We start from the raw sequence: 14685 nt of genomic DNA on the forward strand, positions 1-14685 counted from the left end.
AATAAAAGGAGGTAAACTGATGGCATACCGTAAATTAGGGGTCGACAGTGCTCATAGAAAAGCAATGCTGAGAGAAATGACCACGCAATTGATCATGAAGGAACGCATTGTTACGACTGAAACCCGTGCCAAAGAAGTACGCAAAACTGCCGAAAGAATGATTACTTTGGGCAAGCGGGGAGATTTAGCCGCTAGGAGAAAGGCTGCTGCTTTTGTCCGCAATGAAGTTGCTGATATCAAAGAAGAAGGAGATGCAGTAGTAGTTAAGTCTGCCCTGCAAAAGCTCTTTAGCGATGTCGCACCGCGTTACAAAGAACGCAATGGTGGATACACCAGAATTATGAAGTTAGCAAATGCCCGCAAGGGTGATGCTGCCCCAATGGTTATCCTTGAATTAGTTTAATTTAAGACAACCGAACTTAATAGCTATTAAGAATTACCCTTGAAAGTGAGAATAAGCGTTAAGATGATGACGAAAGTTTAGTCTAGCTTAGATAATTACTCATTATCCCTCTTCATGGGTGATTTTTTTTGGTTTTTTTTGTTACAATTGAGTCAGACTTTTTAGGATGGTGAGAGTATGGCGGCAGATAATGCAGATAATATTATAAGAATTCGCAATGTAAGTTTTACTTACCCCGAGGCAGATACCCCGGCGATTGATAACATCAGCTTTGATGTTAAGCGGGGGTCCTGGACCGCCATCATTGGTCATAACGGCAGCGGCAAGTCGACGATTATCAGGTTGATCAACGGGCTGCTGGTACCGGACGAGAAGGGCAAGCCGGCGATTGAGGTCGACGGCACCGAACTCAATGATGAGACAGTGTGGAGCATTCGTGATAAAGTTGGAGTGGTATTTCAAAATCCCGATAACCAGTTTGTCGGAGCCACGGTTGCCGACGATGTTGCCTTTGGCCTGGAGAACAGGGGGGTGCCCCGCGAGCAAATGATCAAGATTGTTCCTGCGGCAATTGCGGCAGTCGGAATGTCTGACTATGCCAATGCAGAGCCGGCCAGTCTGTCGGGCGGGCAAAAACAGCGTGTGGCAATCGCCGGAATCTTAGCTATCAGGCCCCGGATAATTATTCTTGACGAGGCAACGTCAATGCTTGATCCGGAAGGTCGGGACAATATTTTGCAAATAGTCAGTCAAATGAAGGAAGAGTATGACCTGACGGTTATTTCCATCACGCACGACATTGATGAGGCCAACTTGGCGGACCAGGTGCTGGTAATGAGCGATGGCCGGCTAATTACGCAAGGGTTCACCACTGATGTTTTCAGCCAGTCTAAGCTTTTAAAAAAGCTGGGACTTGACGTACCCTTCTTTGCCCAAATTAAGGAGGCACTGGAGGATAGGGGCATTGCGCTTTCCGGTGGCCTTGATACAGAAAAAGAGTTGATCAAATACTTATGTCAATTAAATTCGAAAAAGTAAGCTACACGTACTCGCCCGATTCCCCGCTTGAGAAGAAGGGCCTGGAAGACGTCAGCTTTGAACTGAACGAGGGCTCGTTCACTGCAATAATTGGCCATACGGGCAGCGGCAAGTCGACTCTGATGCAGCACTTCAACGCCCTGTTAAAACCGACAAGCGGTCATATTGAAATTGCGGGCACGCATATTACACCGGATACGACCAATAAGCACCTTAAGGCACTGCGTCAGCATGTTAGCCTCGTGTTTCAATTTCCGGAAACGCAGTTGTTTGAAAATACGGTTCTTGATGATATTGCCTTTGGTCCCAAGAACTTTGGCTATACTGCTGAGCAGGCTAAGAAGAGCGCTGCGAACTGGCTTGAGAAGGTCGGGCTGCCTCCGGAAATAGGCCAAAGGTCGCCGTTTGAACTTTCTGGTGGCCAAATGCGCCGCGTGGCGATTGCGGGCGTTTTGGCGTACGAGCCGGACATCCTTTGCCTCGATGAGCCGGCCGCCGGCCTTGATCCCCGGGCGCGTGAGCAAATGATGACCCTCTTTTCACAATATCGAAAGGAGGGGCACACGGTCATTTTGGTAACGCACAACATGGACGACGTGGCCAACTATGCCGATGATGTCTTGGTGATGGAACACGGCCGGCTAATTAAGCACGCGGGCCCGGGTGAGGTCTTCAAAGACCGTGACTGGCTTAGGGTTCACCACTTGGAGGAACCCAAGGCTTCGCTGTTCGCATCGAAGTTGACCAATTATGACTTTGTCAATCCACCACTGACGGTGGGCGCGCTGATTCAGGGCATTACCAAGAACTTAGGGAGGTGAGCACTTGTGAGCAAAATTTTAATAGGACGTTACATCGCTGGCGATACGCTCGTTTACAAGATGGACCCGCGGGGCAAGCTGCTGGCAACTATCCTCTTCATTTTAGTCATTTTTATGGCCAATAACGCGGCAACTTACGCAATCATCACGGCCTTTAGCTTCATTGCGGTTGCAGCCACCAGATTGAAGCCCAGGGTTTTCTGGGATGGCGTCAAACCGCTGATTTGGCTGATTCTCTTCACGTCTTTTTTGCAGCTGTTTTTCACGGTGGGGGGAAAGGTTTACTGGCAGTGGGGCATATTTGCCATCACCAGTTACGGCATAACCAATGCCATTTTTATCTTTATCCGTTTCACCGTGATTATCCTGGTTTCGACGGTGATGACGGTGACGACGATGCCGCTAGAAATTGCGGATGCAATCGAATGGATGCTAAAACCGCTGAGGTTGTTCCGGGTGCCCGTTGACAAAATTGCCCTCGTGATGTCAATTGCCCTCCGTTTTGTGCCCACGCTGTTTGACCAAACGTTTAAAATTATGAATGCTCAGCGGTCTCGCGGCGCCGACTTCAACAACGGCGGGCTGGTTACCCGTGCTAAGGCGATAACGCCCCTCCTGATTCCGTTATTCATCAACTCGCTGCAGACGGCGGTGGATTTGTCAACGGCAATGGAATCACGCGGTTACAAGGGAGATCGGGGGAGGTCCAAGTTTCGGGTGCTGCACTGGTCGAGTGCGGACCTATACAACCTGGCATACTTTGCACTTTTAGTCATACTGCTATTGATTTTTAGGACACGGTAATGAAGACAAGATACAAAATGACGCTTGCATATGATGGGCACCTCTTTCACGGCTTTCAGTCCCAGCCCCACCAGCGAACTGTTCAGGGCACAGTTGAAGCGGCCCTGACCAAGATGACCAAGGGTACATTTATCCCCGTAGAGGGCTCGGGAAGAACCGATGCGGGCGTGCACGCCCTGGGCCAGGTTATCCATTTTGATTACCTCGGGAATCCACTGCCCCCCGAAAGAATGCTATATGCACTTAATTCAATCATGCCACTTGACGTCGTCTTTAAGGACAGCGAAATCGTGAACGAAAATTTTCACGTGCGCTACAGCGCAAAGGGGAAGTGGTACCGCTACCGGGTAAGCTTGGACCGGTTCGTCGATCCCTTCAAGCGCTTCTATACGGGCCATTATCATTATCCGGTTGACGTCGAGAAGATGAGGAGGGCAGCGCGTGATCTGCTCGGGACGCATGATTTTACCAGCTTTGCCGCAAGTGGCGGACAGATCAAAAACAAGGTTCGGACAATGTACTACGTTAACGTTGAAAGGGCTGACGATGCTAATGAAGTAATTTTTGACTTTATCTGCTCGGGCTTTTTATACAACATGGTGCGCATTTTAGTGGCGTTGCTGCTTGAAATTGGCCGGGGCAAGAGACCGGTTGATGATATTCCCCGGGTAATAATGGCACGTGATCGTGAACAGGTTAGAGAAACAGCACAGGCCAGCGGGTTGTTTTTGTATCATGTTTTTTACGATGACATTCCCGAAAAATACCGGCTGGATTGCTAATAATATTGACAATTTTGTCTAAAGGAAGTATCATAGTTAAGTATGTTTGTCCACGATAGGCCCCGGAATCTTATTGTTTACGAACAACGTATAAACGGAGGAAATTAAATTGCGTACTACACAGTTAGCAAAACCTAATGAAATTGACCGTAAATGGTATGTTATTGACGCAACCGATGTGCCTTTAGGCCGTCTGTCTACCGCAGTAGCAACTATTTTAAGGGGCAAGAACAAGCCACAGTACACGCCTAATGTTGACACTGGCGACAACGTTATTGTTGTCAATGCTGGTAAAATCAAGTTGACTGGCAAAAAGGCCACCGACAAGATTTATTACCACCACTCTGGTACACTTGGCGGCATCAAGGCTACTCCAGCTGGCAAGCTGCTTGCCAACAACCCGGTTAGATTAGTTGAATTGTCAGTTAAAGGGATGCTTCCGAAGAACACTCTGGGTCACCAAGAATTCTTGAAGATGCACGTATATGCTGATGCTGAGCACAAGCATGAAGCACAACAACCCGAAAAATTAGACATTAACAAGTTAATCTAGGAGGTTAAACAATGGCACAACAAGTTGCATATGCAGGTACTGGTCGGCGCAAGAATTCAGTTGCGCGTGTCCGTTTAGTACCAGGCACTGGAAAAATTACTGTTAATAACAAGGATGTTGACCAATACATTCCGTTCCCTAACCTGGTTAAGGACTTGAAGCAACCGCTGACACTGACCGAAACTGAAAGCCAATACGACGTTATGGTTAACGTCAACGGTGGTGGATTCGCCGGTCAAGCCGGTGCAATCCGTTTGGGTGTTGCAAGAGCACTCCTTGAAGTGGACCCAGACTTCCGTGGACCACTCAAGAAGGCCGGATTCTTGACCCGTGACCCGAGAATGGTTGAACGTAAGAAGCCAGGTCTCAAGAAGGCCCGTAAAGCTTCACAATTCAGTAAGCGTTAATTTTTGCTCAGCCTTAGGCTGGATCTTAACGTTTAAGTTAACTTTAAAGCACCAGCATAAGTTGGTGCTTTTTGTATAAGCTGTAAAAATAATAATTAAAGTCGGAGTTTAGGAGAGGGAGCGCAATGACGAGGGTTGAGTTAACCAGGTTCAGGATTAAAAGGGGCAAGGAAACTGAGGCCCAGGAATGGATGGACTTTCTCAATGACCACCATGACGATACTGTCGCCACGATGGCGGGCGAGCGCATGTACGTTGAGTCTGTGTTCAAAGAGGAGAATGGCGACGGCTATACTTACTTCTACTGGTATTCAATTCAGGGCGACGGCGGCAGTGCCGTGGAGGAATCGACCAGCTACATTGACCAGAAGCACCTGGAGTACTGGAACGCCTGCATCGATGAGAGCTACCGTCCCGTTGACATGATTCTGGAACAGAACCTGCTGGCGCCTGAGATTGAGAAGGCGATTGCCAAGACACCGGACAACGATCAGCGTTAGCCCCGGGGCGCCAGTTTGATGTCTTGCGTGCGCTGCGGGACGTCAGCTTTTGGGCCTTACCTCTGCCCGTAATACGTGCGGCGGTACCAGCAAGATAGGGATAATGTGAATATGCAAAAAGGCGTTGGGCTTGACTGCTCAACGTCTTTTTTTTGCAGGCTGGAATAACTTGCTCCAGGCCTTTGATTTGTGGAAACGGCAACTACATGCTTGCGAGGTTGTCCTCGATTGCCTGATGTTTTCGCTTGCCGCTAATAATAATTAAAGCAATGACGAAGTAGATTGCCACCATAATCAAGGTGACTTGCCACTGGTAGGCGGTGGGGGACGTGGTGCTGCGCACCGCATTGCCCGTACTGTCGATTCCACTATTCCTGAAAAACAGGATGAAATCATATAGGCCATGGTAAACCATCGTCAACAGCAGCGCGTGCGTGTAGAGGTAGACGGCGCTGATAACCAGCGTCCACCCGCCAATGGCGACTACCTGCATGAGGGTGGCCGAAAGCGTTTGGTAACGGACGTTCGACAAATGCCATAGGCCAAAGAGGAGACCATCGAATAACACAATGAGGTAGATCCGGTAGCGGTTGTGGGCAAAAATCTGGGCCAGAAGCGCTATCACGATGAAGCGCATCAGCCACTCCTCCGCAATGCCGGCCTCAAAGCTGGTGAATACAATGCCACCGCTGATTTTTCCCAGGTAATAGTTTAAAACGGAACCTGAATGGAGCGCATCAACCAAGGTAGGAAGAAGTATAAAACATAAATGTGCGGCCAGAAGCAGCACGATCAAGCTGCTGACCCAAAAAGAACTGTGGCGACTAAACGTAAAGTGCGGCCTTTGGATTTTCCAGTCGGACATAACGATTAACGTCACAATGATTAAAACGAAGGTGCCGGAGAAGCCCGAATTGTTCAGCTGCATGAGAATTTTGGCATAGGGCAGGGAACCAGCGATAATGCTGGGTGTGCCAATGGCTGAATCAAAAATGAACCAGCCCAAAAGGATAATCCTGCCCCAGTTGTTCTTGACTTTTCTGAGCGCCAACGCGGCCATTGGAATGTACATGACAAGAGAGTAGAGGGTAATCAGGACCATCCACAAGGTCATGTTGACCAAGTGATAATGGTTCAACACTTGCGTCAGAAAGAATAAACTCTGCGGCAGCGCGTAGCAAATCACGATTGTCTCCAGGTAGTGGCTAACTGACCGCCATTTTGGGGGCTGCACCTCTTCCGGCACAAGCAGGGTAAACTCCAGGAGTGTCAACGCTAAGCAGGCTAATAGCACAAGCATCTGCGACTGCTTGAAAAGTCCTGTATTAACAAGACCCAGCACGCCGCAAAGCAACAAGACAATGAGCTGTCCACTGGTCTGCACGAGGTGGAATTTTTTGAGTGCGTGTTCTGAAAACATGATATTTTTTCTCCTTCGTTAATTTGGTCGTATGGGCAATTTTAAATTTGCCCGGGTTGTATCTGCTGCGTTTGAAGCAAGGTAAAAGTGAAACCGGCACGGCCACGACAAGCGTTTGCTGGCAATGAAGAATGCGTGAGCTTGTGGGCTGCACGCATTCGACGCATTCTTTGAATAAAATTGGGTTTATTCGTACCGTAAAGCGGTGATGGGATCAAGCCTAGCCGCACGTTTCGCCGGCAAGGTACCGGCTAGGAAGGTAATCAGGCAGATAACGCCGATGATGATCAGGCTGCCGCCCCAGTTAAACTGAACTAAAGTGAAACCGTCAATTCCCTTAAGGAAGGTTTGGCTGGCTACCCGGTTCAAAAGCTGTCCCAGCCCCATTGCGGCTAATAAGCCTAAGACAGAGCCAACCAGGCCGATTAGTATAGCTTCGTAGCTAAAGATCGAGAAGACCTTGCCGCGACTCAATCCAAGTGCCTTCATAAGACCAATTTCCCGGGTCCGGTCCCGCACCGACATGAACAGGGTGTTGATTACGCCGAAACTGGCGGCGACCAACGCGATGGCACCAAAGACAATCAGGATGCCGGTGGCCGCGTTGAAGGTGGTAAACAATTGCTTGACGGCATCTTTCAGCGTCATTGCACTGTAGCCTTTTTTGGTAAACTTATCCTCGATGGCTGCAATTTTGTCAGGATCTTTGCTGGTTGGCGTTGCTAAAACTTCAACGTAACGCTCGCGCAGTGCTTTAGGCATGCCCGCCTGGTTGGCGGCGACAATCTTTTCGTTTAAGCCCTGGCTGTATACGCCCTGGCCGCTATTGACCATGCTGTCGTTGCGCACGCCAACAACCGTGGGGTTAATCGTAGTGGTCTTTTTGGTTATTGGCGAAACCGTGACGAGTTTAAGTTTCTGGCCCAAGGCCTTTTGTGCACTCTTGTAGCCAAATGCCTTGGCCATCTGCTTGGTGAGGAGAATTTCCTGGCTCTTTCCTGAAGTTGCAACCTGCCGGCCAGCCTTTAGGTCGTAGTCAACGCCAAGAGTCACCTGGGCGTCCAAAACATACTTGGTCTTGTTGGGCCCCTGAACGTACTGGACGCTGCTGTCTTTTAAGGCCTTGACGTCCTTGACGCCTTTAACCGTTTTGATCTTCTTGACATCCTTATTGGTCATCATTCTATCGGTATTTTGACTGCTCTTATTGGGATCATATTTTTCCGGCGTGTTGCTATTGCCGCCGCCGGAAGCTGCGGGCGAAATCAACATTTGCTCGGTATTGCCAACGTTACCGATTTGTTTTTTCAAATAATCGTTAACGCCGTTGTTGATGCCCATCGTAAAACTGATTGTGAGCGAGCCGATCAGCACCGCGATAATTGTTAGCAATGTCCTGCCCTTGTTGTGCCACAGGTTGGTTGCTGCTGAGTTTAAAAGATCGTGAAATTTCATTGTTGGCCTCCTTCGACAACTTGACCGTCTTTAATTTGAATTTGGCGTTCGCACTTTTGCGCAAGGTCGGGATCGTGGGTGACGATAATCAGCGTAATTCCTTTTTCCTGTTTCAGTTTGAACAGCGTGTCCTCAACCATTTTTCCCGTTGTTGAATCCAAATTGCCCGTCGGTTCATCGGCAAAAATAATCTGGGGGTTGTTGACCAGTGCGCGGGCGATGCAGACCCGCTGCTTCTGTCCGCCCGACAGGGCACTGGCCTTGTTTTGGGCCTTGCTCTCCAGGTCAACGCTTTTGATAGCCTCAAGCGCCAGTTCACGACGCCTTTTACCGGTGATGCCGGCAATTTTTAGGGGCAGCATAACATTTTCCAGCACACTGTCTTGTGCGTTTAGAAAAAACTGCTGAAAGACGAAGCCGAAGGTTTGGTTGCGCAATTTGTTTAAGGCCCGTGCCTTGAACTTGCTGGTCGGCTCATCGTTGAGCAGCACGCTCCCCGAAGTAGGGTGGTCAAGCAGTGCCATAATATGCATCAAGGTTGTTTTGCCCGAGCCACTTTTACCAATGATGGCAATTGACTCACCCTTGTTGATCTGTAAGCTGATTCCGCGCAACGCGTCGAATTTCGTTGCGCCCTTGCCATATGTCCGCGTTACTGCGCGTGTTTCTAGTAAACTCATTTGTTACTCCCCTTTTGTATTAGTGTTATACAAATATAATACACCAATTTTGACGAATGACAATATTTTTTTAAAAAATATTGCACAGGCACCCTTGTAATCTTCATAAAACTATTTAGATATTTTTCTAAATATTACCACGATTAAACTAAAAAGCAATAAAAAAAGCAGCTTGACAGCTGCTTCTTTGCGATCAATAAGCTAATTAGAAAAATAAGGCTCAAGAATAGTGACCCGGCGCTGGTCGAAATCGAGCTGCACCTGAATTCCGTATGGCAGGGCAGCGTGCGGGTATGCATGACCAAAGTTAAGGTTGTAAAGAATGGGCGTTCCGTATTCCTGTGTTGCCCTAAGCAATTCTTGCTGGTACTCCTCGTAGTACTTCTTGTTCTGAGGCTTGCCCACAATGATGCCCCGAACCGCCGCCAATATGCCGGCCTTGTCTAATTTCGCGAGCATCTTGCGGTAAAGCGCGGGTGGGGGACATTCTTCGCTGCTTTCAATAAAAAGCACCGCTGTCCTAGCTTCTTCTTGCGATAGTATCAAGTGGTAACGCCGAATAATCTCTGCCTCATCAGCATAGCGGGTCGTGGTCAGGTCATCGTACAACGTATCAATGCAGCCGCCCCACAGGCGCCCCTGTATTTGCCCCCGGCCACGCAAGACCTGATACCCTGTGTCGGGGTGACTGACCCGAGGCGTTCCCAGTGCAGCAGGCGAAAAGTCGGTGCGTTCTTCATACCAAGTTTCACTGGCTGTGATGGCAGTGGTTGGTGAATTGTCAAAAAAGTGTTCCAGCGTTTTTTGGGTATAGGGAAGCAGCTTGTTATCGAGCTCGGCCAGGTCGTTCAGAAAACTAGGACAATAGAAACTTTGCATTCCTAAACGGTAAAACATCAAATGGTTGTTGGTGGTGTCCGAGAAGCCGGTAAAAAGTCTGGGGTGATTGCGTACGGTAGTGGTAAATTCAGTATCTGCCATTAAATAGGGCAGAAGCCGGTAGGTGTCATCACCACCAATTGCCGCAAAGATACCCTTGATCGCGGGATTGAGGAAGGCTTCCTTGAGGTCAGCAGCGCGTGCCTCTGGATGAGCATCCAAATAAGCAATGCCGCGGAGGCTATTAGGCATATACACAGGGATAAGTCCCAATTCTTTAAGACGCTGTTCGCCCAGCCGGCGTTGATGAGCAGCAAAATTTTCGCCTAGTACGCCGCGCGAAAGACTGACAATTGCGATTTTGTCACCTGCTTTTAGGGAAGGAGGTTTTGCAAGCATGATTACATTCCTTTCTTAAGTAGTGCCGGCCATTATTCGAAATTAGAGCACCTTAACCAGTATATTAATGACTAATTGTATTCTGCTGAAAAGCTGAAGTCAATTTAATCATTAGGCTTGCGCAGCAGAAAAGAAAAAGTGCTCCCCACAGCTATTTCGGCAGTTAGGAGTACTTGTTATATTGATAATGTATTATGATGTTTGACTATTTAAAATTTGCTTTTTTGACGTAGCGATTCAGGGCAACAATGTAGTATTGCTTATGCTTAATTGATACTGCGCTGCCGTAAGTTCTAACCGAGCGCCGTTTCTTCAGCACCTTTCTGCCATGACGATTGCCGTATTGGTTGTAAATATAGGCGTTGTGCTTGAGCCTCAACTTCTTGCCATCGATGTTGCCGGCTGCAATGTACAGGCCATCAGGCAATGCATAGTAAGTTTTGCCGTTGATTTTGTCCTTGCCCGTTGTCTTGACTTTTGAGCCCGCTGCGATAATTACGCCGTTGTCGCGCTTGCCCTGTTTGTTGTAGAGGTAGGCATTGTGCATAATGTTCTTTTCGATTAAGTTAACCGAATTACCCTCGTTAGCACCCTGAATTAGTTTCTTTGCCTTTGCGGTTGCTGCTGGGAAGTTAGCGACCTTTACAAAACGGTTGTGTGCAACGATGTAGTACTTATGACCGCGAATCTTGATGGGATCGCCATAAGTATCAACTAACTGCCCCTTTTTGAGGACTTTAGAGTGCTTCACGCGTTTGCCATACCGGTTGTAGATAAAGGCATTGTGCTTCAGGGTACGCATAGTGGCGTCAATGTTGCCCGTCGCCACATAGTATTTTTTATCATCAGCACCATGGTCAATCAGGACATAGTAGGCTCGGTCTGCAATAGTCGCATGACCATAAACATTTAAAACAGAACCGGCTTTGAGCACAACCTTATTGGCTCGCTTGCCTTCATGATTATACAGATAACCATTGTGCATTAAGATGACTTTTTTAGCTGTAACTTGATCGACAATAGCATTATCTGTGCCATTGCTTCCATTACCTGCTGGAACTGCCGGACTGACCGGATTAGTCGGATTAGTTGGGTTAGTTGGGTTAGTTGGGTTAGTTGGGTTGGTCGGGACATTGCTCGAGGCCTTTTTATAGGTGTAGGTAACTTCAGTCTCCGTATCAGAGAATTTGTCACTCGACTTGCTGACAAAAGTGTAACCTGGAATTTGCTTGTCCGGATAGTTGTCACCGATCTTGCCCGTGATTGTTTCATCTGGTGCTGAAGCAATTGGCTGGTTGTTTTGGTCAACATAGTGGGCAGTTACAGAAACTTGGTTGGAATAAACATAGGTGACTTCTTGCTGGTCCTTAGTAAACTCCGTCGGTGTCGCACCCATGGTGCCCTTGTAAGCGTAACCAGGAATACTCTTTGGCTGCGGCGTAAATGGATCTCCGGCGTAATTACCCGTGATTATGTCGTCATTTGCTAACTGATTGCCTGCTTCATCGACATAGTGAGCAATGATGTTGCCGGCATGGTTATGGGTGTAATAGAAGGTGATGTTCTGGACCTTATTAGTAAATTTACCAGTGTAACTGCCTGGATCATCAACGCCAATTTGATTGGTAAAAGTGTAATTGGGAATATTGATGATGGCATCATTAAGCGGAATATTATCACCGATACTGCCTGTTAAAGACCCATCAGGGGCAATCATTGCGCCGGTATCATGGTCAAGATAGTGAATATTGACAGAAGAGTTGGTAATTTCAAATGGAATAATTATCCAACCACCTGAAGGCCAGCCAGATCCACCTAAAAATTTTCCTTTATAGTTGATGGTCATGTAGCCTTTGAAGCCTGCAGACTTACCCGACAAATCCCATTCAATGCTCTTACCATCTCCGCTAAGTTGGCCAGGCTGCGTACTGAGGTAGTATCTAACATAGCGATCATGTTTAGCGTCATCAGTATTAGCTACCCGTAACAGCATATTAGCGCCGTCGATATCTAGAAGATTAAAAGGGCCAGTTGTATATGTAGTTGTGCCAAGAGCAAGTTTAAGTGTTGGTGAGACGAAGGTTTGATAGTAAGCAGCTGTAGAAGTTTGTAGAGCTGTATCTGTCTTTAAGGGAGTAAAGTCAGTGATATGGTTGTAACCAATATCTAAGTTAGAGAGCTGTTTTTTATCAGCCAAAGCGGAGATATCATAAATATCCTGACCGTGGAAGTTAACTTCTTTTAGTTTATCTAATCCCTGGAGGGCGCTGATATCAGTCAAAGCGGATTGTACTAGTGGAGTACTAAAGTATTGCAAATTCAGGTTGGTGTCTTGCGCCCAGTTGATATTAGTCAGATTCTTAGCCACTTCGAGCCCCTTCAGACTCTTAACCTTAAGGGCAGTAAGGTAGACATCCTTACTGTTCCAAATTTGTTGCGGCATACTAAGTTCAGTTAAATTGACAATATCATCTTTAACCAACTGGTTAACGGGCTTCCCCAAATATAGGGCAATCGATTTTCGCAGATTTTCATCTGGCATCAAGTCTTCAATCGACTTTGTGTCCCTTGCTTTAAGGTGTCCAGATTTTTGTGCCTTGTAGGTGTATGTAACTGTGCTTTCTTGACCAGAAAATGCTGCACTCGACTTGCTGACAAAAGTGTAACCTGGGATTTGCTTGTCCGGATAGTTGTCACCGATCTTACCCTTGATAATTTCGTCTGGAGCAGCAGCAATTGGCTTGCCGTCCTGGTCCAGATAGTGGGCAGTGACTTTAATCAGCTTGCTATCATCATCTTCGGTAGTTTCTGGTTCAGCAGAGACCTTGGTGCTTGCTGCAGCTTGATTACTTGCAGCAGAATTAGATGAATGATGCACAACTGCAGAATTTATATTTGTGGTTCGTTGCATACTACGTGCAATAGTTGCGGCCTTAGCGGGTTTTTGACTGGTAAGGAGCAAGACACTGAGAGTAGCGGCTGCTGCGCTAGTAAGCAATACCTTCTTGCCATTATAATTTTTGAAATTGTTCATAATTTTAACTCTCCTGGTATATTTCTATACAGTTATATTATATAACGTTTGAATTAAAATAACCAAGCATACAACTTATAAGAAATAGCTCAGCTTTTTACTTTGCTAATTTATTATTTTTTGGCATTAAGTTGTATCTAGTACTCTATCACGAAAGATTAATTATTCTTAATGTTGTCTGCCAGGTAATTGTAGAGCATGCCTTGCTTCAAGGCAGACGTATTGATGCCTAAGGCCTCGGCGATGGCATAGGCAAAGGCCCAAGCAGTTGCGGGTCCACGGCTAGTAATTATTTTGTGGTCTTTATCAGTTACCGTGATTTGTTGTTGGTAGTGGCCATCAGGCGCATCTAGCTTGGTCTGTGTCTCAAAGCCGGGGTAACAGGTGTAGTTTGCCTCTTTCAGAACGCCATAACGTGCTAAGGCGATGGGAGCAGCACACATTGCGGCATCCCACTTGCCCGCCTCGCTTCTTTTAATCATCAGTTCACGTAACTTGGCGTTGTCACGCAGATTTTCGGCGCCTGTTTTGCCACCGGGGAAGGCTACGAGGTCGTATTCCAGCAGCCCATCGTCGACTACCTGATCGCAGGTCAATTTAATCATATGATCACCTGTGACTGTCTTAGCGGTCAGACCAACCATGTCTGCCTGGATCTTCAGGCGGCGCAAGACATCGATAATACTAAGGCCCTCGACCTCTTCACAACCATTCGCAAACACTACTGCAACTTTTGTCATCTTTGTACCTCACAATCTTTTCTTTCATTATACAAGCTAATTTAGCTCCAGGTAAAACAATAAATCGCTTAGCTTGTTCAGGTGGAGCGTGGGGCGCGGACTGATTGGCATTTTGACCCGTTTAGGGGCCAACCATAAAGACTGCAGGTGGGCATTCTCTGCGCCCAGAATTTCTTCCGTTAAGTCGGTTCCGATTACTAGGCAGGTTGTCGGCATCACCTGCTGCTCCGCTACAATAGTTGTGAGTACCTTCTTGTCCGGCAGCCTGGCTGCCATTTCGCCCTGAAAGTAGCATGCAGAAAAGTAATTCATCAGTTCCGTCTCCCACATGCGGGCTCGGGCTGCCGCCTTGTCTTCCTTGGCCAGCAGGATTAGGTTGACTTGGTCCTTGACTTCGTCCAGGAAGGGAATGGCTTCTTTGACCAGGCATCCCTGCTTTTGAAGTTCTTCCTTAAATGTACCTTGCACCGCCTGCCAGGCGTCTTTCCAGAAAGTCTGTAAAATCAGTGTAATGCGGTCACTCAAACTGAGCATCTTTGCTTGTTCCTGCAACGCCGTGTACTTTAGCCGCTCAGCGGGACCAAAATCACGGCCCATTAACTTCAATGTCTGCCGGAGTGCATTTTCTTCAGCGACTTTTTCATTCAACAGGCTGCCCTCGGGAATAAATATTAATGTTTCAAATTTTGCCACGTTGCTTGCCCCTCTTCCTATTTTTATAACTGCATTATAGCGGGTTGTAGGTCCAAATCAAAGCGACAAGTGGTTAA

Annotated in this window: 15 protein-coding genes; 8 read left to right on the forward strand and 7 right to left on the reverse strand. The window is 47.4% G+C overall.

Translation table 11 applies throughout. The features are described from left to right. Positions 1-19: 19 nt before the first annotated feature. The 8 genes from rplQ to AC2JF8_RS03765 all read left to right on the forward strand — a co-directional run bounded on the left by rplQ (position 20) and on the right by AC2JF8_RS03765 (position 5308). Positions 20-403, forward strand: a complete 384-nt coding sequence (gene rplQ / locus AC2JF8_RS03730; RefSeq protein WP_500729166.1) for a 50S ribosomal protein L17 — start codon at positions 20-22, stop codon at positions 401-403. Positions 404-580: 177 nt separating this feature from the next. Next, positions 581-1441: an energy-coupling factor ABC transporter ATP-binding protein gene (locus tag AC2JF8_RS03735; protein WP_500761189.1), complete on the forward strand. Its 861-nt coding sequence runs from the start codon at positions 581-583 to the stop codon at positions 1439-1441. Continuing rightward, on the forward strand, positions 1417-2262 hold the full coding sequence (locus tag AC2JF8_RS03740) for an energy-coupling factor transporter ATPase (protein WP_500729164.1): 846 nt from the start codon (positions 1417-1419) through the stop codon (positions 2260-2262). Before AC2JF8_RS03735 ends, AC2JF8_RS03740 begins: the two co-directional genes overlap by 25 nt. 6 nt (positions 2263-2268) lie before the next feature. After that, on the forward strand, positions 2269-3066 hold the full coding sequence (locus tag AC2JF8_RS03745) for an energy-coupling factor transporter transmembrane component T family protein (RefSeq protein WP_500729162.1): 798 nt from the start codon (positions 2269-2271) through the stop codon (positions 3064-3066). Then, on the forward strand, positions 3066-3848 hold the full coding sequence (gene truA, locus AC2JF8_RS03750; protein WP_500761192.1) for a tRNA pseudouridine(38-40) synthase TruA: 783 nt from the start codon (positions 3066-3068) through the stop codon (positions 3846-3848). Before AC2JF8_RS03745 ends, truA begins: the two co-directional genes overlap by 1 nt. Positions 3849-3957: 109 nt before the next feature. Beyond that, positions 3958-4401 carry a 50S ribosomal protein L13 gene (rplM, locus tag AC2JF8_RS03755; RefSeq protein ID WP_500729160.1) on the forward strand — a complete coding sequence of 148 codons (444 nt, stop codon included), beginning with the start codon at positions 3958-3960 and terminating at the stop codon, positions 4399-4401. Between the two features lie 11 nt (positions 4402-4412). Beyond that, positions 4413-4808 (forward strand): 30S ribosomal protein S9, encoded by a 396-nt coding sequence (gene rpsI, locus AC2JF8_RS03760; protein WP_500729159.1) that lies wholly within the window; start codon positions 4413-4415, stop codon positions 4806-4808. Between the two features lie 125 nt (positions 4809-4933). After that, entirely contained in the window at positions 4934-5308 is a 375-nt protein-coding gene (locus AC2JF8_RS03765) for a DUF6176 family protein (protein WP_500729158.1), read from the forward strand. A 202-nt stretch (positions 5309-5510) separates the two neighbouring features. On the opposite strand, the gene AC2JF8_RS03770 is transcribed toward AC2JF8_RS03765, so the two are convergent. The 7 genes from AC2JF8_RS03770 to AC2JF8_RS03800 all read right to left on the reverse strand — a co-directional run bounded on the left by AC2JF8_RS03770 (position 5511) and on the right by AC2JF8_RS03800 (position 14608). Beyond that, a complete protein-coding gene (locus AC2JF8_RS03770) occupies positions 5511-6728 on the reverse strand; it encodes a CPBP family intramembrane glutamic endopeptidase (RefSeq protein ID WP_500729157.1) in 1218 nt (405 codons plus the stop codon). A gap of 186 nt (positions 6729-6914) precedes the next feature. Next, the gene (locus tag AC2JF8_RS03775) at positions 6915-8183 is read right to left on the reverse strand and encodes an ABC transporter permease (RefSeq protein WP_500761194.1); all 1269 of its coding nucleotides are present in this window, start codon (positions 8181-8183) and stop codon (positions 6915-6917) included. Next, positions 8180-8863, reverse strand: a complete 684-nt coding sequence (locus AC2JF8_RS03780; protein ID WP_500729155.1) for an ABC transporter ATP-binding protein — start codon at positions 8861-8863, stop codon at positions 8180-8182. The genes AC2JF8_RS03775 and AC2JF8_RS03780 overlap by 4 nt, the downstream gene beginning before the upstream one ends. A 201-nt stretch (positions 8864-9064) precedes the next feature. Then, positions 9065-10141, reverse strand: coding sequence for a S66 family peptidase (locus tag AC2JF8_RS03785; RefSeq protein WP_500761196.1), 1077 nt, complete (start codon positions 10139-10141; stop codon positions 9065-9067). 205 nt (positions 10142-10346) lie between these two features. After that, positions 10347-13175, reverse strand: a complete 2829-nt coding sequence (locus tag AC2JF8_RS03790; RefSeq protein WP_500761198.1) for an SLAP domain-containing protein — start codon at positions 13173-13175, stop codon at positions 10347-10349. A 158-nt stretch (positions 13176-13333) separates the two neighbouring features. Then, positions 13334-13915 carry a DJ-1 family glyoxalase III gene (locus AC2JF8_RS03795; protein WP_500761200.1) on the reverse strand — a complete coding sequence of 194 codons (582 nt, stop codon included), beginning with the start codon at positions 13913-13915 and terminating at the stop codon, positions 13334-13336. A gap of 36 nt (positions 13916-13951) precedes the next feature. Beyond that, positions 13952-14608: an HAD family hydrolase gene (locus AC2JF8_RS03800; protein WP_500761202.1), complete on the reverse strand. Its 657-nt coding sequence runs from the start codon at positions 14606-14608 to the stop codon at positions 13952-13954. Positions 14609-14685 lie beyond the last annotated feature (77 nt).

The sequence above is a fragment of the Lactobacillus sp. CA30L genome (assembly GCF_059900845.1).